The 16,298-nt window shown below is 64.2% G+C and carries 18 protein-coding genes and 3 pseudogenes; 7 read left to right on the top strand and 14 right to left on the bottom strand.

The window, feature by feature from the left end; translation table 11 throughout:
• Window positions 1-667: pseudogene (locus C0V75_RS21105) on the bottom strand (hypothetical protein); the annotation flags it as partial.
• Between the two features lie 501 nt (window positions 668-1,168).
• On the opposite strand from C0V75_RS21105, the gene C0V75_RS21100 reads away from it, so the two are divergent.
• From C0V75_RS21100 to C0V75_RS21090, 3 genes are all read left to right on the top strand, one after another.
• On the top strand, window positions 1,169-2,317 hold the full coding sequence (locus C0V75_RS21100; RefSeq protein WP_254216555.1) for a twin-arginine translocation pathway signal protein: 1,149 nt from the start codon (window positions 1,169-1,171) through the stop codon (window positions 2,315-2,317).
• A 7-nt stretch (window positions 2,318-2,324) separates the two neighbouring features.
• The gene (locus C0V75_RS21095; RefSeq protein ID WP_254216554.1) at window positions 2,325-2,765 is read left to right on the top strand and encodes a MarR family winged helix-turn-helix transcriptional regulator; all 441 of its coding nucleotides are present in this window, start codon (window positions 2,325-2,327) and stop codon (window positions 2,763-2,765) included.
• Between the two features lie 146 nt (window positions 2,766-2,911).
• Window positions 2,912-3,373, top strand: a complete 462-nt coding sequence (locus C0V75_RS21090) for a DUF6194 family protein (protein WP_101922962.1) — start codon at window positions 2,912-2,914, stop codon at window positions 3,371-3,373.
• A gap of 24 nt (window positions 3,374-3,397) precedes the next feature.
• Here C0V75_RS21090 and C0V75_RS21085 read toward each other — a convergent pair.
• Both C0V75_RS21085 and C0V75_RS21080 read right to left on the bottom strand, forming a co-directional pair.
• Window positions 3,398-3,819 (bottom strand): annotated as a pseudogene (locus tag C0V75_RS21085) (transposase); the annotation flags it as partial.
• Between the two features lie 177 nt (window positions 3,820-3,996).
• On the bottom strand, window positions 3,997-4,830 hold the full coding sequence (locus tag C0V75_RS21080; protein ID WP_101922961.1) for an alpha/beta fold hydrolase: 834 nt from the start codon (window positions 4,828-4,830) through the stop codon (window positions 3,997-3,999).
• A gap of 88 nt (window positions 4,831-4,918) precedes the next feature.
• On the opposite strand from C0V75_RS21080, the gene C0V75_RS21075 reads away from it, so the two are divergent.
• Window positions 4,919-5,509, top strand: a complete 591-nt coding sequence (locus C0V75_RS21075; protein ID WP_158241913.1) for a TetR/AcrR family transcriptional regulator — start codon at window positions 4,919-4,921, stop codon at window positions 5,507-5,509.
• Between the two features lie 143 nt (window positions 5,510-5,652).
• On the opposite strand, the pseudogene C0V75_RS23195 reads toward C0V75_RS21075, so the two are convergent.
• The 3 genes and pseudogenes from C0V75_RS23195 to hmgA all read right to left on the bottom strand — a co-directional run.
• Window positions 5,653-5,850: pseudogene (locus tag C0V75_RS23195) on the bottom strand (transposase); the annotation flags it as partial.
• 179 nt (window positions 5,851-6,029) lie between these two features.
• Window positions 6,030-7,301: a fumarylacetoacetase gene (gene fahA / locus C0V75_RS21065; protein ID WP_101922959.1), complete on the bottom strand. Its 1,272-nt coding sequence runs from the start codon at window positions 7,299-7,301 to the stop codon at window positions 6,030-6,032.
• Window positions 7,302-7,311: 10 nt separating this feature from the next.
• Window positions 7,312-8,643: a homogentisate 1,2-dioxygenase gene (hmgA, locus tag C0V75_RS21060; RefSeq protein WP_101922958.1), complete on the bottom strand. Its 1,332-nt coding sequence runs from the start codon at window positions 8,641-8,643 to the stop codon at window positions 7,312-7,314.
• A gap of 116 nt (window positions 8,644-8,759) precedes the next feature.
• Here hmgA and maiA point away from each other — a divergent pair, with 116 nt between their 5' ends.
• Both maiA and C0V75_RS21050 read left to right on the top strand, forming a co-directional pair.
• Window positions 8,760-9,386, top strand: coding sequence for a maleylacetoacetate isomerase (maiA, locus tag C0V75_RS21055; protein ID WP_101922957.1), 627 nt, complete (start codon window positions 8,760-8,762; stop codon window positions 9,384-9,386).
• On the top strand, window positions 9,383-9,811 hold the full coding sequence (locus C0V75_RS21050; RefSeq protein WP_101922956.1) for a MarR family winged helix-turn-helix transcriptional regulator: 429 nt from the start codon (window positions 9,383-9,385) through the stop codon (window positions 9,809-9,811). Before maiA ends, C0V75_RS21050 begins: the two co-directional genes overlap by 4 nt.
• Here C0V75_RS21050 and C0V75_RS21045 read toward each other — a convergent pair.
• Window positions 9,808-10,263 (bottom strand): Lrp/AsnC family transcriptional regulator, encoded by a 456-nt coding sequence (locus C0V75_RS21045; protein WP_101922955.1) that lies wholly within the window; start codon window positions 10,261-10,263, stop codon window positions 9,808-9,810. The two genes, C0V75_RS21050 and C0V75_RS21045, sit on opposite strands and share 4 nt — an antisense overlap.
• A 132-nt stretch (window positions 10,264-10,395) precedes the next feature.
• On the opposite strand from C0V75_RS21045, the gene hppD reads away from it, so the two are divergent.
• Window positions 10,396-11,493, top strand: coding sequence for a 4-hydroxyphenylpyruvate dioxygenase (gene hppD, locus C0V75_RS21040; protein WP_101922954.1), 1,098 nt, complete (start codon window positions 10,396-10,398; stop codon window positions 11,491-11,493).
• A gap of 3 nt (window positions 11,494-11,496) precedes the next feature.
• On the opposite strand, the gene C0V75_RS21035 is transcribed toward hppD, so the two are convergent.
• From C0V75_RS21035 to C0V75_RS21005, 7 genes are read right to left on the bottom strand one after another with little or no spacing between them, the layout of a single operon-like run.
• Entirely contained in the window at window positions 11,497-12,201 is a 705-nt protein-coding gene (locus tag C0V75_RS21035; protein ID WP_158241912.1) for a GntR family transcriptional regulator, read from the bottom strand.
• Window positions 12,198-12,941, bottom strand: coding sequence for an SDR family NAD(P)-dependent oxidoreductase (locus C0V75_RS21030; protein WP_101922952.1), 744 nt, complete (start codon window positions 12,939-12,941; stop codon window positions 12,198-12,200). Before C0V75_RS21030 ends, C0V75_RS21035 begins: the two co-directional genes overlap by 4 nt.
• A gap of 9 nt (window positions 12,942-12,950) precedes the next feature.
• Window positions 12,951-13,688 (bottom strand): amino acid ABC transporter ATP-binding protein, encoded by a 738-nt coding sequence (locus C0V75_RS21025; RefSeq protein ID WP_101922965.1) that lies wholly within the window; start codon window positions 13,686-13,688, stop codon window positions 12,951-12,953.
• A complete protein-coding gene (locus tag C0V75_RS21020; protein WP_101922951.1) occupies window positions 13,675-14,034 on the bottom strand; it encodes an EthD domain-containing protein in 360 nt (119 codons plus the stop codon). The genes C0V75_RS21025 and C0V75_RS21020 overlap by 14 nt, the downstream gene beginning before the upstream one ends.
• The gene (locus tag C0V75_RS21015; protein WP_101922950.1) at window positions 14,031-14,717 is read right to left on the bottom strand and encodes an amino acid ABC transporter permease; all 687 of its coding nucleotides are present in this window, start codon (window positions 14,715-14,717) and stop codon (window positions 14,031-14,033) included. The genes C0V75_RS21020 and C0V75_RS21015 overlap by 4 nt, the downstream gene beginning before the upstream one ends.
• A complete protein-coding gene (locus tag C0V75_RS21010) occupies window positions 14,717-15,391 on the bottom strand; it encodes an amino acid ABC transporter permease (RefSeq protein ID WP_101922949.1) in 675 nt (224 codons plus the stop codon). Before C0V75_RS21010 ends, C0V75_RS21015 begins: the two co-directional genes overlap by 1 nt.
• Before the next feature lie 60 nt (window positions 15,392-15,451).
• Window positions 15,452-16,261, bottom strand: a complete 810-nt coding sequence (locus C0V75_RS21005) for a transporter substrate-binding domain-containing protein (RefSeq protein ID WP_101922948.1) — start codon at window positions 16,259-16,261, stop codon at window positions 15,452-15,454.
• Between the last annotated feature and the right edge of the window lie 37 nt (window positions 16,262-16,298).

Below are 16,298 nucleotides of genomic sequence, written 5' to 3'. Positions count from 1 at the left end.
GTGCCGGACGCAGATCGCCCACCTCCATCGACCAGCCAACGATCGGAATTTTTGGTCCGTTGACAGAAGGTGTGCCGATGTAGCGCCCACCATTCCCAGCCAACTCGCCTGCAACCCAAAAGGTCAAAACGACTGTCAAAAGGAAGCCAAGGCCGATGCTGAGGCGCAGGCACTGGTCAAGGCGTGCGTCCCGATCCAGCAGCGTTGCCACCGCCACGATACTGACGGTAAGCATGAGCACTGTGGCGCCGGTTCCCATGAGGCCATACATCATCTCATGGAAAGGTGTGGCCTCGTTGAAATGTGACAGTTCCTGTCGCGACGCTTGCGCACCGATGTAGGACATCTCGAAGAAGAAGGCGGCAGCGGACGCACCGGCGCCAGTGACCAGGACCAAACTTTTCCGCCACGGCCGTGACAGTTTTTTCGAAGCCCAGGCAAGGGTCGCGAACAGAATGGCGAATGATACCGCAAACTTGAATGGCTTTAGCCAAATTGGCTCGCCGTTGAGCATCCTGTTGTCCAGCGCGTACATTCCGAGTGTCAACATCGTCATCCCAAGCGCTGCGAAGAACAGACGATCAAAGAAACGCGCGGCATCGAAACGGGTCGGCCAGGCAAAGACTTCTATCGCGGATCTAATGTGCATTTGTCGCAATTCATGCATGTCAGCACTCCAAGCTTTGTGTGCCAATACAATGACATTGCACGCTCACTAGGGCGAGCAAAGCTGCACCAACAGCCAGCCTATATGCACCAACGGCCATGCCGAAGCGCACTGCGCGGGCACATCGACCAAATGCAGCGAAAAATACGGCAAGTATTCGTCCCACCTGTTAAGGCGCCCTATCAAGTTCTGTCGATCGCGTTGCCGGTTGCCTCAATTCATAGCGAGGTCGCTCGCTTCCCTGCCCCGAGCATCGGCTCCGCGAAAACACTGCGTCTTCAGCGGCCGGCTGGAGCGGAACGCTGCTCCTGGAGAGGGTGCCGATGGCCGTCGCGCCTCACTATCGTACTAATGAACAATCAGTTTTTCATAAGTTTGGCCAAGGTAGTCAACGCGCATGATTTGGCACTAAAGCAACTGCCTCGGCGGAGCATCGAATAGCGCTTGACTATAGTTCTATAGAGAACCATTATAGTTCATTGACGAACTATGGAGTTTGCGATGAACCTGTCACGACGCAAGATGATCTTCCTTGTCGGTGGGGGCGCTGTTCTGGCAGCGGGCGGAGCCTTTGGCTTTGCAGCCACGCGCACCCCTCAGACGGCCTACCTGCCCTGGAGCCGGGCGGGCAGCTACGACGACCCTCGGATGCGGGCCCTGTCATGGGCGCTTCTTGCCCCAAACCCGCACAATCGCCAGCCTTGGCTGGCAGACTTGTCCGAAGACGGCACGATTACGCTTTATGTGGATACGGACCGTCTGTTGCCGCAAACCGATCCTTTCAACCGGCAGATCACCATCGGTCTGGGGTGTTTCCTGGAACTGTTGAGAATGGCTGCGGCAGAGGATGGCTATCGCGCCGACATAACTCTCTTCCCGCAGGGCAGCAGCGCCACCGCCCTCGACCAACGCCCCATCGCGCGCATCGTCTTGACGGCGGACTCCGCGGTTGTGCGCGATCCCCTGTTTGCCTGGGTTCCAGCGCGCCGTTCGAACAAGGAACCGTATGACACGACCCGCTCCCCGGCGCCGGAAGTCCTGACACAGATGGCTGCGGCCGCAAGCAACGGCTCCCGGTTCGGCGGTACCGTTGACCCCGCAGAGGTCGCCGACTGGCGCGCACTGACGCGAGAGGCCTTGCGGATCGAGGTCGAGACGCCCCATACCTATCAGGAAAGCGTCGATCTGTTCCGCATCGGACGACGGGAAGTCGACGCGAACCCGGATGGCATCGACTTCTCGGGGCCGATGTTTGAATCGATGCACCTGACCGGCATGTTCAGCCGTGAGATCGCCTCCGATCCGACCAGCTTCGCCTTCACGGCGGGCATGGACGCGGTTTATGCCAATGCGGATACTGCGATGGGGCATGTCTGGCTCGTCACCGCCGACAACAGCCGCGAAACGCAGATCGCCGCGGGTGCCGACTGGCTCCGCGTCAACCTGGCAGCGACGGCACAAGGCATCGGGTTCCAGCCCCTTAGCCAAGCGCTGCAAGAGTTTCCCGAAATGGCGGGGCCTTACGCCAAGGTCCACGAACGGCTTGCCCCGGATGGAGGCACTGTCCAGATGCTCTCGCGCATCGGATATGGTCCCCTTGTTGGAAACAGCCCGCGTTGGCCACTGGAAAGCAGGATCATGAATGCCTGAACGAACGATGCCTGATTACTTCCGGCTCTTCAATGAAATCGGAATCATCGGGCAGCTTTCGCGCGCACTTCTCGAAGCTCGGTTGCCACCGGGCTTCGTTGCAGCACAGTTTTCCGTGCTGAACCATCTGGCACGGGTTGGAGACGGCAGCACCCCGCTGGTCATCGCGCAGGCATTTCAGGTTCCAAAGAACTCGATGACCCATTCCTTGAACGTCCTGGAGCGTGAGGGCCTTATCGAAGTTCGAAGAAACCCGCAGGATGGACGGTCGAAGTTGGTTTATATCACGGAGAAGGGCCGAATGTTCCGGGACGAAGTGATTGGTGCGCTCGCGCCAGATATAGGGCGGATCGCCGCAGCCTTTCCACCGGACTTCGTGGCGCGTCTGCTGCCTGACCTTGAGACGCTTCGAAAGTTCCTTGATGCGGATCGGGATGTACCAAAATAGGCTGACTCCGCAATGGAGTTGCTTTGGGTGGTTGCCCTTACTTTGGCCCTACACCGACGCTGGGCAAACCGCATGCTGCACGCGTAGGAAGGCAGCGTGCCCGTATCGCAAAACCTTCTATGATTACCTCAAGAGGATGAAACCAGATGGTACCTGACCCAACGCCGGACAGCATCATTCAGCATCTCCTCGACCGTTTCGAAGGCACGCGCGTGGTTGCGGCCTGGGGGGAGAGGTCCATCTTCTACAATCCCGGCGGCAAACTGCAGCGCGGGGTCTATTTTTCAACGATCAAGGAAAAGGACGGTGAAAACGACAAGGCCTCGCATCTGGATCGCGCAGGGATGTTCCGGTTGAATGTCGGAACCACAGGGCCGCTGTTCACGGAAAGGTTCGGGCCTCCACCCGCACGCCCTCGCAAAGGCGGTGTGGTTGACGGGCCGTGGGACTTCACGGCGCCGGATATCCTTACGCCCCATCCGGTCTATGGCTGGATGAACTGGGTCGCCGTTCTGAACCCATCGGCCTCTACCTTGGCGGATATGGATGACCTGATCGAGGCGGCGTTCGGAAAGGCAAAAGCCGCGTTCGAGAAAAAGACAAGTTAGAGATTTCCTTTCCGAAAGCGGCCCGTTGCGCAATCGGCTTCGTAGCTCGGCGTCGTCAGGACGGCTGGATTGGTAACGATGGACGCGTGGATCAATGCCCACCAGACGGCAGGCACGACGCTGTGAATAGCCCTTCTCGGTCATGGCCCAGGTCACGGCAGATCTCCTTGAACTGGGCCTTAGAAGTTTTTTCCGAGCATCTCGCGCAGAGTCGCGACGTCCATCATCTGCTCGGCCAGCAGACGCTTCAGCTTCGCGTTCTCATCCTCGAGCTGCTTCAGCCGCTTGGCCTCGCTGACCTCCATGCCGCCATACTTCGAGCGCCAATTGTAGAACGTCGCATCACTGATCCCGTGCTTCCGGCAAAGCTCCGCCGCGCCCAACCCGGCCTGGTGCTCCTTCAGCACGCCGATGATCTGTTCTTCCGTGAACCTGCTGCGCTTCATGTCCGTCTCCTTCACTGGAGAACAGACTAACCTCAAAGTGCGGTGAATGGCCGACGTCTCACGGTTTCTCCGACGACTGATCCTGCCCTCGCGGCGCGGCTGCTTACGGTTCTGTACGGAGCATGATCGCGTTTCCGGCGGGAGCCCGCGTCTGGTTTGCAGGCGGCATTTACCGCCTTATTTGATCGAGCGCATCCACTCAACCAGAAGATCATTGACGGCCTGCGGTGTCTCGAGTGGAAGCCAGTGCCCTCCTTTCAAGGTTTCGTGCCGCCATTCCCCGACTACGTATCGGCGTGAGCGGATCATCTGTGCCGGCGTCATATACGGATCATTCTCGCCATAGACGCCAAGGGTTGGAACTTGCACCTGTCTATTTCGGAGTTTCCCGAAAAGATGCCGTGCGAGAACGGCAGGGGCCGGGTTCGCCCGCTCCCAGACCGTCCAGAACAAATAGTTTCCATTGGTCAACTTCTGGAGTATGCGCTCGGCATCCGGGTGGTCGGCGAAAGCCCGTCGAAAGCGTCTAGCATCTCGAGACAGGTACCATGCGCGACTTACGCGGGGCATGCCATGAAGGACCAGCCAGCTATATCGCAACGGGTGGAACACGATATCGCGCAGAAGCGCCATGGAGTGACCAACCGACACGGCCGCGAAGCTTCGAAAGCACTCCGGATACAGGGCGGCAGCCTCCCATGCGATCGTGGCTCCATAATCATGGGCGACCAGATGCGGACGGTCGAGCCTGAGGGCTTCGCAGATCATTGGCAAGTCGCAGCAAAGCTCTGGCGCGGCGAGTCTTTGGACACGCGTCGGAACCGAGCTTCCTCCGTGGGCAGGCCAGTCGAGGGCGACGGCTCGAAAACCTGACGCTGGAAGCGCGGCAATCTGATTGCGCCAGATAGTTTGATCATCTGGCCATCCGTGTAGAAGAAGAACTGGATGGCCGTCACCGCCTGAATCGGTGTAGGCGTATTCAATGTCTCTGATCGTAATCTTGCCTTCCATAGGGCTCCGTCCGTGTTTGAGGCGCGGCGACTGCGCCACACGTCACCCATTCTTCATATCCCGTGAACAGTGTAAACGGACCTGAATGATGACAATAGGATACTCACCGGGTCGTCTCCGCGAAGCGCTGCTGAACGCAGGGATCGACCTGCTTGAGGAAGGAAGAGCGCGGCCAGGCCTACGCGAGATTGCTCGCCGCGCTGGCGTGACACCGACTGCAACCTACCGCCACTTTGCGTCACAGGACGAGTTGCTGGCTGCAATTGCCGCGGCCGGCTCCGCAGACCTCGCGACCGAGTTCGGGAAGATCCCGCCGTCTGCTTCGCCCAAGCGCTTACTTGCGATGGCGGAAGCATACTTCGGCTTTGCGAACAGACGACCAGCAATGTTTCGGCTCATGTTCGGCAACACAGTTTCCCTGCGCGATGCAAACGGGGCTCTTCGGCCCGATCCCGCGTGGGATATGTACCTCGATGCAGTGGCTTCTTCGGTCGGCCGCCGTCGCGATGAACTGATTGTTTTGGAGCAGGCAGTTCGTTTATGGGCATGCGTCCACGGCTACGTTCTGCTTTCGATGGATGAGCGGGTCGCAGAGATCACTCTAGACCGCGACCTTTTGTTGAGGGTGCTTGATCCCTTGGTCGCAACTGATGGCCGTCGCGCCCCTTCCGGGGAGTGAGAGGGATGCCGGTTTCCCGGTGACGGGTTAAGGGCTGGGAGAGTGGCTCCCGGCGCCCGTCGCGGGAGATATGCGATGGGCTGTGTGGAAGTTCTGAATCCGGTTGCACCGGCGCGGGCACGTGGCTGGAAAGTGGGTCATCCTCAATTTGTGTGATGCTGAGGGAGCATTCGAACCCTCAGCAAGTTCGGGCCCGCTCGCCGATACATCGCGCGCTTCAAGGTCTTCTACTTGTTGATCTGGGCTTCGGCTTGACCATTGCTCCACTCCATTTTGACCGCATTCCTGACCGCATCAATGTCTCTGTTCAAGGTTCGGGCGAACCGCACGATGGGCGCTAGGTGTTCACGGCGGCACTCGCCGTCCACGGAAGAGCCGTAGTGGCAGGCGAAATGGAACGATGATCGAGCGACAGATTTATGAGGAGGCTCGTCCGGTTGACGGTCGCAGAGGGTCGCCCGCCGTAGCTCGGGTGGGTCTGGCCGCTGATCTACTTGCAGTCCGGTTCGGTGTTTCCCGCTCAGACTTCAGCCGCGCAATTGATTCCGTGAAATGGGTTCTCCAACGCCGGCAAAACCGTTCCATTGCACTCGCCGAAGCCAACCCTATACCCATCGCCTAGGCATTCGCCCCGCAGCACAACCGTATCGCCGTCTTCGAGGAAGCTCCGGATGCAACCGTCTACCGCAATCGGGTCCGCCCCGCCCCAGGACAGTTCCAGCAGGCTGCCACGGCTGTCTTTCGTCGGGCCGGAGATCGTGCCGGACCCCAGAAGATCGCCCGTGGTCATCGGGCAGCCCGAGGTGCTGTGATGCGCCAGTTGCTGGGCGGCGGAATAGTAAAGCTGGCGCGCGTTGGTGCGGCTGATCACCGTTTCCCGCCCGTTGGCGGGGGTCAGGGCGACCTCCAGCGCGATGTCGTGGTGCAGGGGGCCGGGGTCCCGCAGATGCGGCAGAAGCGGCAGTTCACGGGGCGGGGCGGGGATGCGGAACGGCTGCAGCGCGGCGCTGGTGACGATCCAGGGGCTGATCGTGGTGGCGGTGGCCTTTGACTGGAAGGGACCGAGGGGCTGGTATTCCCAGGCCTGGATGTCGCGCGCCGACCAGTCGTTGAGAAGGACATAGCCGAAGATCATCGCCTCGGCCTCGGCCACCGTGACCGGGCCCTGCGAGGGGGTGCCGACGATGGCGCCCAGCTCAAGCTCGATATCGAAGCAGGCGGAGGGGGCGAAGCGGGGGGCGCTGTCGCCAGGCCCCTTGATCTGGCCCCAGGGGCGGCGGAACGGCGTGCCCGAGACGACGACCGAGGAGGCCCGCCCGTTATAGCCGATGGGGATATGCAGCCAGTTCGGCGGCAAGGCCTGCTCGGCCCCGCGAAACATGGTGCCGACGTTTTCCGCGTGATGGCGGCCAGCGTAGAAGTCGGTGAACTCGGCAATGCGGAACGGCAAGTGCAGGCGCGTTCCTGCAAGGGGCACGAGATGGGATATAACGGCGGTGGGATCTGCGCCCTCGGCCAGCAGGGCGGTCAGACGGGCGCGGAGTTCTGCCCAAACGGACGGACCGGCGGCCATCAGCGCATTCCAGGCGGGGGCGGTGAAGTAGGGGTCGCCGGGCAGGGGTAAGTGCCCACTTGCCTCAACCGCCGCAACGTCAAGCACATGGTCGCCGATTGCCACGCCACAACGCGGGGCGGTGCCTTCGGTGGAAAACACGCCGCAGGGCAGGTTGTTCAGGGGAAACGGCCCCTCTGGCCGATTGGCCCCGGCGACCCAGCTTCTGATCAGGCCCATGCCGACCCCTTCATTTCGGTTCCGCTGTGCCGTCGAACTTCTTGTCCAGGCTGGCCCAGCAGTCGATGTAATCGTCCTGCAGCGGGGCGGTGCGCGCCGCCCAGTCCGTCAGGTGCTGGGGAAAGCGGGTTTCGAACATGAAGGACATCGTCTCCTCCAGCTTTTCGGGCCGCAAGGTGGCGTTGGAGGCCCCCTCGAACGCGGTGCGGTCAGGCCCGTGCGGCAACATGCAGTTGTGCAGGGACATGCCGCCAGGGACAAAGCCCTTGGGCTTGGCATCGTAGACGCCGTGGATGTTGCCCATGAGCTCTGACATCACGTTCTTGTGATACCAGGGCGGGCGAAAGCTGTGCTCGGCCACCAGCCAGCGGTCGCGGAACAGGACAAAGTCGATGTTCGCCGTTCCTTCCAGCCCGGAGGGCGCGGTCAGGACGGTGAAGATCGAGGGGTCGGGATGGTCGAACAGGATCGCGCCGACCGGGGAATAGCTGCGCAGGTCATATTTGCAGGGCGCGTAATTGCCGTGCCAGGCGACCACGTCGAGGGGGCTGTGGCCGATCTTGGTGCGGTGGAACTGGCCGCACCACTTGAGCGTGACGGTGGTGGGGGCGTCGCGATCCTCGAACGCGGCGACGGGGGTCTTGAAGTCGCGCGGGTTGGCCAGGCAATTCGCGCCGATGGGGCCACGATGCGGCAGGGTGAAGGGCGGGCCGTAATTCTCGCAGACAAAGCCGCGGGCGGGGCCGTCCAGCACCTCTACCCGGTAGACCAGGCCACGGGGGAGAAGCGCGATCTCTTTCGGTTCGAGGTCGATCACCCCAAGCTCGGTGCAAAAGCGCAGGCGGCCTTCCTGCGGGACGACCAGAAGCTCTCCATCCGCCGAATACAAATAGTCGTCCTGCATCGAGGCGGTCACCAGGTAGACATGCGCCGCCATGCCGGTCTGCGTGTTCACATCGCCCGCCGTGGTGACGGTGCGCATGCCGGTGACCCAGGTCAGCGGCCGGTCTTCATGCGGGACCGGATCCCAGCGGTATTGGCCGAGGCTTGTCACCTCGGGCAGCACATGCGGGGCGGTCTTCCACAGCGGCAGGTCGATCCGCTGGAACCGGCCGGTGTGCTTGACGCTGGGGCGGATGCGGTAGCACCAAGTGCGTTCGGGATGCGGCTTGGTGAAGGCCGAGCCGGAAAGCTGTTCGGCATAAAGCCCGTAGGCGCATTTCTGCGGGCTGTTCTGGCCCTGCGGGAGGGCGCCGGGGAGGGCCTCGGTCTCGAAGTCATTGCCGAAGCCGGGCATGTAGCGGGCGTGCAGGCCGGAGTGGCCCTGGATCAGGTCGGTCATCGGGGGGTCCTGCGCTTGCGGCGGGTTCGGAGGCATGATCGGCGATATTGGTTGCAAATGCAACCAGTTTGAGCAAGGGTGGGGCGCAAAGGGTGATCGTGGCACGGGGGGCCGGGATGCCAAGGATTGTGCTGCACGATTACTGGCGATCTTCCTCGGCCTACCGGGTGCGGATTGCGCTGAACCTGACGGGGCTGCCCTATGCCCGGGTCGAGGTGAACCTTGCGGCGGGCGCGCAGGCCTTGCCCGCGCATCTGGCGCTGAACCCGCAAGGCCTGGTCCCGGTGCTGGAGATCGACGGGCTGCGGCTGACGCAGTCGCTGGCGATCCTGGACTATCTGGAGGAGACGCGGGGCCCCGGGTTCCTGCCTGCCGGTCCGGCGGATCGGGCGCGGGTGCGGGCGCTGGCCCATGCCATCGCGATGGATATCCAGCCGGTCTGCAACCTGCGCGTGGCACGCCATGCGGCAGGGGATGATCCGGCGGCGATGGCGGCGTGGATGGGGCATTTCATCACGCTTGGCCTGGCGGGGGTGGAGGGGTTGCTGCAAGGGGGCAGCCCGTTCTGCCATGGCGACCGGCCGAGCCTTGCCGACATCTGCCTTGTCCCGCAGGTTTACAACGCGCGGCGCTGGGGAGTTGATCTGGCCGCCTTTCCGCGGCTGACCGGCATCGCCGACCGGGCCGGGGCCCTGCCCGCCTTTGCCGCCGCCCACCCTGACCAGACCAGGCCCGACACATGACGGACCCGGAGTTCGACCTTGACCAGTTCCTGCCCTATCTTCTGAACCAGGCGGCCGAGGCGACGTCGCGGGGGTTTCAGCCGGTCTACGCCGCTTATGGGATGACGCGGACGCAGTGGCGGGTGCTGGCGAACCTTGGCCGGTTCGGCGCGATGACGGCGACGGCGATCTGTGCGGCAAGCCATGTGGAGAAGACCAAGGTCAGCCGTGCGGTGACCGCGCTGGAGGGGCAGGGTCTGTTGCAGCGCGCGCCCGACCCGCAGGACGGCCGGGCCGAGGTGCTGCGGCTTACCGATACCGGCCGCGCGGTCTTTGCCGCGCTGGGGCAAGAGGCCCGCCAGCATGACCAGGCGCTGCGCGACCGGTTGGGCGGGGCGGCGGGCCCGCTGGAGGCCGCGCTGCGGCGGCTGATCGCGGGCGCCTAGACCGGCAGGCCGGAATCCGCCTTCGGCTGGTCCATCACGATCTGGCTTTGCACGCGCGACACGGCGGCGTGGGGCAGAAGGCGGTGATGGATCAGCCGGTTCAGCGCGGCCAGATCGGCGCACCAGACGCGGAGGAGGTAATCCGCCTCTCCCGTCAGGGTCCAGCAGGCCACAACCTCGGGCAGGGTGGCGATCAGGGTCAGGAAGGATCGCGCGGCCTCGGGGCTGTGCGCGGCCATCTGGACCTGCACGAAGGCCTGCACGGTCAGCCCCAGCTTTCCCGGATCAAGCCGGCAGCGGGTGCCGGTGATCACGCCGGCCTGCTCCAGCCGCTGGCGGCGACGGGCGGCCTGACTGGGAGAGAGGTTCAGGATCTGCCCCAGGTCCGCCGCCGTGATGTCGGCGCGGCGCTGGACCTCGGCCAGCAGGCGGGAATCGGTCTGGTCGATCATGCGGGATGCTCGCGTCATTCGGTCGTCTGGTGCGATGATCGCGCATATCAGGGCGGATTCAAGCCTGATAATGCGCACAAGGCCGGGCGGTTCGGTGCGACGATGACAGGGCAAGCACCTCAGGAGATGCCGATGGGTCCCTTTCCGCATGATGCCCCCCGCGCCCGGATCAGCGCCGACAATCCGGCGGGGACCGACGGGTTCGAATTCGTGGAATTCGCCCATCCGAACCCCGAGGAGCTGCGCGGTCTTTTTCAGCGGATGGGATATACCCTGGTCGCCCGCCACCAGAGCCGCGCGGTGGAACTTTGGCAGCAGGGCGACATCACCTATATCCTGAACGATGACCCCGGCAGCCATGCCCGCCGTTTCGTGCAGGAGCACGGGCCCTGCGCGCCCTCGATGGGCTGGCGGGTGGCGGATGCGGCCAAAGCCTATGCCCATGCGCTGGCCAATGGGGCAGAGCCCTATGCGGGTGCGGATCGCGTGCTGGACCTGCCGGCAATCGTGGGGATCGGCGGATCGCTGATCTATTTCATCGACCGTTATGGCGCGGGCCTGTCGCCCTATGACGCGGGTTTCGACTGGGTTGCCCAGCCGAAACCGCCGGGGGTGGGGTTCCACTATCTGGATCACCTGACCCACAACGTCCATCGCGGCAACATGGACAGGTGGTTCGACTTCTACGGGCGGCTGTTCAACTTTCGTCAGATACGGTTCTTCGACATCGCCGGCAAGTATACCGGCCTGCTGTCGCGCGCGCTGACCAGCCCCTGCGGGCGCATCCGTATTCCGATCAACGAGGATCGGGGCGAGACGGGGCAGATCGTCGAATACCTGAAGCGCTATAACGGCGAGGGGATCCAGCATATCGCGGTCGGCTCGGACGATCTTTACAGCGCGACCGATACCATCGCCGCGCGGGGTCTGAAGTTCATGCCGAAGCCGCCGATGGCCTATTACGAGCTGTCGAAGACGCGTGTGGTGGGGCATCAGGAACCCATCGACCGGATGGCGCGCCATGGCATCCTGATCGACGGCGAGGGGGTGGTCGGCGGCGGCGAGACGAAGATCCTGCTGCAGATCTTCTCGAAAACCGTGATCGGGCCGATCTTCTTCGAGTTCATCCAGCGCAAGGGCGACGACGGCTTTGGCGAAGGCAACTTCCGCGCGCTGTTTGAAAGCATCGAGCAGGATCAGCTGGATCGCGGGGTCCTGTCGCTGACCTGAGGCCTAAAGCGGCACCGTCAGCGCGGCCCCCGCCGAAATCTGGCGCGAGATCTCGTCGCGGACGATCTGCGCATCGGCGGCGGCGGCGCGGTCGGCGGCGTCGACATCCTTGCGGGCGATGGCGTCGATCAGGGCGTGGTGAAACGAGAGCTGGTCGGTCGGCACCGCCTCGTCATGCAGGCGGACGTAGAGCCGCATGATGCGCTGGCCCTGGTCGAGGATGCCGCCCAGCCAGTCCTGATAATAGCGGTTGCCGCCGATGGCCGCGATTTCCAGATGGAACTGGCGGTTGGACAGGATCACCCCGTTGGCATCGCGCGCGGCGACGATGGTTTCATGCCGATCCTGGATGCGTTGCAGGCGGGCGGCCGCCAGGGGGCCGCCCCGCTGCGCCGCCAGCCGCGAGGTCAGGCGAAAGAGCAGCGTCTGCGCGTCGAAATAGGCGGGCAGCGTCTCGATATCCAGGCGGGAGACGACGGCGCCCCGGTTCTTCAGCGCCTCGGCCAGGCCTTCGGCGGTCAGGCGCACGATCGCCTCGCGCACGGGGGAACGGGACAGGCCGAAGGTGGCGGCAATCTCGGCTTCGTCCAGCACCTCGCCCGGGGCGCGGCGCAGTTCGAGGATATCGTCGCGCAGGGTGGAATAGACGAGGTCGACATTCCCGCCACGCGGCTGCTTTTCGGTGGCCAGCTTCGGTTCCTTGGTCATGCGAGCATCATCCCACCATCCGCCACAATCGATTGGCCGGTGATGTAGCCCGAGACCGCATCGTCGCATAGGGTCATTGCCAGGGCGGCCATTTCGGCATAGCGCCCCTCGCGCCCGAGGGGGACGAGGGCGGCGGCGGCCTCGGACCGGGCGGCGAGGGCGTCGGCGGTCATGGCCCCCTTGCGATCGGCCATGACGGATTCCAGAAAGCCGGGGCACAGCGCATTGGCGCGGATGCCCTGGCGCGCATGGTCCAGCGCGATGGCCCGCATCAGCTGGATGACCCCGGCCTTCGAGACGGAATAGGCGACCTCATTCGGCGTGGGTTTCAGCCCGGCGATGGAGCCGGTGAAGAGCAACGTGCCGCAGCGCCGGTCGATCATCCCCGGCAGGACGGCGCGGGCGAAAAGGAAGGCCGAGGTCAGGTTGACCGCGAGGATCGCCTGCCAGTCGTCCAGGCTGGTGCCGGGCACATCGGTGGCCGACAAGGGGTCGATCCCGGCGGTGTGGATCAGGATATCCACCGCGCCTGCCGTGGCGGCGGCGACGGTGGCGGCGTCGGTGGCGTCGCCTGCAATCGCGGTGGCATCCGGCAGTGTGGCGGCGAGGTGCTGCACCCCCGCCGCGTCCCGGTCCACCAGCACCAGCGCCGCGCCCTGGCCCGCGAAGGCCCGCGCCGCGGCGGCACCAAGGCCGGAGGAGGCGCCGACGATCAGAACCCGTTTGCCTGAGAACCGCATGTTTCCCCCTTAATGCCGGATGATCTTGGACATGAAGGCGCGCGTCCGGTCCTGCTGCGGCGCGTCGAAGATCTGGGCGGGCGGCCCGACCTCGACCACGCGGCCGGCGTCCATCATCACCACACGATGCGCGGCTTCGCGGATGAAGCCCATCTCATGGCTGACCAGAAGCATGGTGATCCCGTCGCGGGCCAGATCCTGGATCACATCCAGCACATCGCGGACAAGTTCGGGGTCAAGGGCTGCTGTCACCTCGTCCAGCAGGATCAGTGCGGGTTTCAGGGCAAGGGCGCGGGCGATGGCGACGCGCTGCTGCTGGCCGCCGGACAGCTGGTCGGGGAAGGCATCGGCCTTGTCGGCCAGGCCCACGCGGGCCAGAAGGGCGCGGGCCTCGGCCTCGGCCTCGGCCCTCGGGCGGTGGCGCACCTTGATCGGGGTGACGGTGATGTTGTCCAGCACCGACATGTTCTGGAAGAGGTTGTATTGCTGGAACACGATGGCGGTATGGTCGCGGAACGCCCGGAGTGAGGCTTTGCTGGCGTAATCCACCGCCGTCCCTTTCAGCACCACCCGCCCCGCCACCGGCGGCACCAGCCCCACCAGCGCGCGCAGCAGCGTGGACTTGCCAGAGCCAGAGGGGCCGACCAGCCCGACCAGTTCGCCCCGCTCCACGCTCAGGTCGATGCCTTGCAGGACCGTGGCGGCACCATAGCGGACATCGAGGCCCGTGATCTCAAGATGCGGCATCGGGGCCCCCCAGCGGTTGTTCATATTCCCGCACCACCATGCGTTGAAAGGCCGAGGTATGGGCCAGCGTATCGGCGCGGGTGGGGCGGTCGGCGCGGGCGTAGACGGCGTTATAATCCGCTTCGGTCGCGAACCACTGTTCGGCGATGCCATCCCATTCGGGGTCATGGGCGGGCTTGCCGGCAAGGGCGCTTTCATCCTCGACCCGCAGGTCGATGACGTAGCGTTTCAGGTAAGGCGCCTGGTCCGCCGCGATGTCGGGGGCGTGGCGGTGCAGCCACCAGTCGGCGAATTCCGCCTGCGTCAGATGCGGCGCGCGTTTCAGAAACCACATGACCTTGATCATCGGATGTCCTTTCGGGTGGGGCGGCGGGCCAGCCTCTGCTCCAACGTCTGGCCGAGGAGCGCGAGGGGCCACGAGATGATGAAATAGGCAAACAGCACGGTTGCGAAGACCAGGAACGGGTCAAGCCCCCGGTTGGCCAGCGCCTTGCCGGCGAACATGAGTTCGAACACCCCGGCCTGGCTGGCGAGCGCCGTGTCCTTGACGAACATCACCATGTAGGACACGGCCGAGGGCAGGATCACCTTCCAGGCCTGCGGCATCACGATCATCGCGGTGATGCGCCAGCGCGGCAGGTTCATCACCTCGGCCGCCTCGATCTGGGCGCGGGGCACGCTTTCCATGCCGGCGCGCACGATCTCGGCCATATAGGCGCTGGAGAGCAGGCAGATCGAGGTGACCGCCACCCAGAACAGCGGCGCGCGCGGGATGAAAAGCTGGGCGGCGTAAAGGACGAGGAAGAGCGTCACCAGAAAGGGGATGCGGCGGAACACCTCGACAAAGGCGATGACAGCCCAGCGGAGGGGGGCAAGCGCCATGCCCCGACTGCCGCGCGCATAGGCAAGGAGGAACCCCGCGATCAGGCCGACCGAGCAGCCGATGAGGGTGAGTAGCAGCGTCATCAGCGCCCCGCGCAAGAGGAACTGCATGTTGCCAAGGGTGAAGAGGGCGGCCAGGTCCTGCATCACAGCACCCGCGCCTTGACGCGGAACAGCATCCTGCCCACCAGCGCCAGCGCGAGGCTGGCCAGCAGCGACAGGACGACATAGGTGACGGCGACCAGCGAGAAGACCTCGATCGAGCGGAAGGTGCGCGACGTGACCTCGATCGCGCGGCCGGTCAGCTCGTTCACGCCCACGAGCGACGCCATGGAGGTGCCAAGCATCGTGAAGATGAAGAAGTTCGACAGCGCCGGGTAGGTGGTCTTGATGACATGGGGCGCGATGACGAAGCGCAGCGTCTGCAGGCGGGACATGCCCAGCACTTCGGCCGCGTCAAGTTCGGAGGCGCGGACGGAAAGGATGCCGCCGCGCTGGATCTCGGCCAGATAGCCCGAGGAGATGGCGATGAAGGCGATCAGCGTGGCCGCGACGGGCGACAGCAGGATGCCCCAGTTCGGCAGGCCGTTGAACAGGAAGAACAGCACGACGAACAGCGGCGAGTTGGTGGTCAGCGTCACCCACACCCCCGCCGCGCGCGCCGCAACCGGCCCGCCCTTCAGCCGGGCCATGGCGATGAAGAGGCCGAGGGCGGCCGAGGCAAAGAAGATCACGAAGGTCAGCCACAGCGTCGGCCAGGCGCCCGCCAGGATATAGGGCACGTCGGCGGCGATCTGGCCGTATTGAAGGCTGTAGTTCATCTTGCCTTGCGGGTTCGAGGGCGGCCCGGGCGCAGCTTGCGGGGCCCGGGCCTGTTGATGTCAGAACACGGGGTCAAGCGGAACCGGCTTCTGGTTCGGCGCGCCATACCATTTGGCCCAGTATTCCTGCGTCTTGCCGCTGCTGTGCATGTTGTAGATCACCACGTTGAGGAAGTTCTTCAGCCCTTCCTCGCCGCGCGGCACGCCGATGGCGCACCAGGCGGAATAGATCTCGGATTCGATGACCTTCCAGTTCACATCCGGGTATTGTTCGGTGAAGACCATCATCGTGTCGATGATGTCGACGATGGCGGTCGCGCGGCCCTGCGCCACCGCGCGCACCTGATCGGCGGGCGCGTCGTAGAGGTCTTGCTTCGCTTCGGGCAGTTCGGCCTTGACCATGTCGGTCGTCCAGTAGCCGCGCCCCGAGGCCAGCGTCTGGTCCGGCGCGTTCAGGTCGCGCCAGGTGGTGATCGCGTTTTCCTCGGTCGTCAGGACCAGCACCGATTCCGAATGGAGCGGAATGGTGTAATCGACCAGAAGCGCGCGTTCCGGCGTGCGGGTCAGCGCGCCCAGCGAAATGTCGATCTGCCCCGATTGCAGGAAGGGGATGCGCTGTGCGGTGGTCAGGGGCACGATCTCGACCTCGACCTGCATGACGGCGGCGATATGGTTGGCGACCTCGATATCGAAGCCTTCATATTCGCCGGCGTTGTTGAGCGAGGCCATGGGCGGCTGGTCGGCATAGGTGCCGACGCGCAGGACCCCGCTGGCGATGATCTCTTCCAGGGAGCGGGCGACGGCGGTCTGGGCCATGGCGCCGAACGCGGTGGCGCAGGCGAGGGCGAGGGCGAAGAGTCTTCTGTTCATTGCAATCCTCCTGTCGTTGGGGTTGTGCCGCCGGTGA

The sequence above is a fragment of the Tabrizicola sp. TH137 genome, assembly GCF_002855575.1.
Taxonomy (GTDB): Bacteria; Pseudomonadota; Alphaproteobacteria; order Rhodobacterales; family Rhodobacteraceae; genus Paragemmobacter.
Note: the sequence above shows the minus strand (reverse complement) of the source record. Positions and strands in the feature narration are given on the sequence as shown.

What these genes read in the sequence shown, in the direction of transcription:
- C0V75_RS21100 (WP_254216555.1), top strand. Translation starts at nt 1,169, where the DNA reads ATGAACCTGTCACGACGCAAGATGATCTTCCTTGTCGGTGGGGGCGCT.
- C0V75_RS21095 (WP_254216554.1), top strand. Translation starts at nt 2,325, where the DNA reads ATGCCTGATTACTTCCGGCTCTTCAATGAAATCGGAATCATCGGGCAG.
- C0V75_RS21090 (WP_101922962.1), top strand. Translation starts at nt 2,912, where the DNA reads ATGGTACCTGACCCAACGCCGGACAGCATCATTCAGCATCTCCTCGAC.
- C0V75_RS21080 (WP_101922961.1), bottom strand. Translation starts at nt 4,830, where the DNA reads ATGGAAGGCAAGATTACGATCAGAGACATTGAATACGCCTACACCGAT.
- C0V75_RS21075 (WP_158241913.1), top strand. Translation starts at nt 4,919, where the DNA reads ATGACAATAGGATACTCACCGGGTCGTCTCCGCGAAGCGCTGCTGAAC.
- fahA (WP_101922959.1), bottom strand. Translation starts at nt 7,301, where the DNA reads ATGGGCCTGATCAGAAGCTGGGTCGCCGGGGCCAATCGGCCAGAGGGG.
- hmgA (WP_101922958.1), bottom strand. Translation starts at nt 8,643, where the DNA reads ATGACCGACCTGATCCAGGGCCACTCCGGCCTGCACGCCCGCTACATG.
- maiA (WP_101922957.1), top strand. Translation starts at nt 8,760, where the DNA reads ATGCCAAGGATTGTGCTGCACGATTACTGGCGATCTTCCTCGGCCTAC.
- C0V75_RS21050 (WP_101922956.1), top strand. Translation starts at nt 9,383, where the DNA reads ATGACGGACCCGGAGTTCGACCTTGACCAGTTCCTGCCCTATCTTCTG.
- C0V75_RS21045 (WP_101922955.1), bottom strand. Translation starts at nt 10,263, where the DNA reads ATGATCGACCAGACCGATTCCCGCCTGCTGGCCGAGGTCCAGCGCCGC.
- hppD (WP_101922954.1), top strand. Translation starts at nt 10,396, where the DNA reads ATGGGTCCCTTTCCGCATGATGCCCCCCGCGCCCGGATCAGCGCCGAC.
- C0V75_RS21035 (WP_158241912.1), bottom strand. Translation starts at nt 12,201, where the DNA reads ATGACCAAGGAACCGAAGCTGGCCACCGAAAAGCAGCCGCGTGGCGGG.
- C0V75_RS21030 (WP_101922952.1), bottom strand. Translation starts at nt 12,941, where the DNA reads ATGCGGTTCTCAGGCAAACGGGTTCTGATCGTCGGCGCCTCCTCCGGC.
- C0V75_RS21025 (WP_101922965.1), bottom strand. Translation starts at nt 13,688, where the DNA reads ATGCCGCATCTTGAGATCACGGGCCTCGATGTCCGCTATGGTGCCGCC.
- C0V75_RS21020 (WP_101922951.1), bottom strand. Translation starts at nt 14,034, where the DNA reads ATGATCAAGGTCATGTGGTTTCTGAAACGCGCGCCGCATCTGACGCAG.
- C0V75_RS21015 (WP_101922950.1), bottom strand. Translation starts at nt 14,717, where the DNA reads ATGCAGGACCTGGCCGCCCTCTTCACCCTTGGCAACATGCAGTTCCTC.
- C0V75_RS21010 (WP_101922949.1), bottom strand. Translation starts at nt 15,391, where the DNA reads ATGAACTACAGCCTTCAATACGGCCAGATCGCCGCCGACGTGCCCTAT.
- C0V75_RS21005 (WP_101922948.1), bottom strand. Translation starts at nt 16,261, where the DNA reads ATGAACAGAAGACTCTTCGCCCTCGCCCTCGCCTGCGCCACCGCGTTC.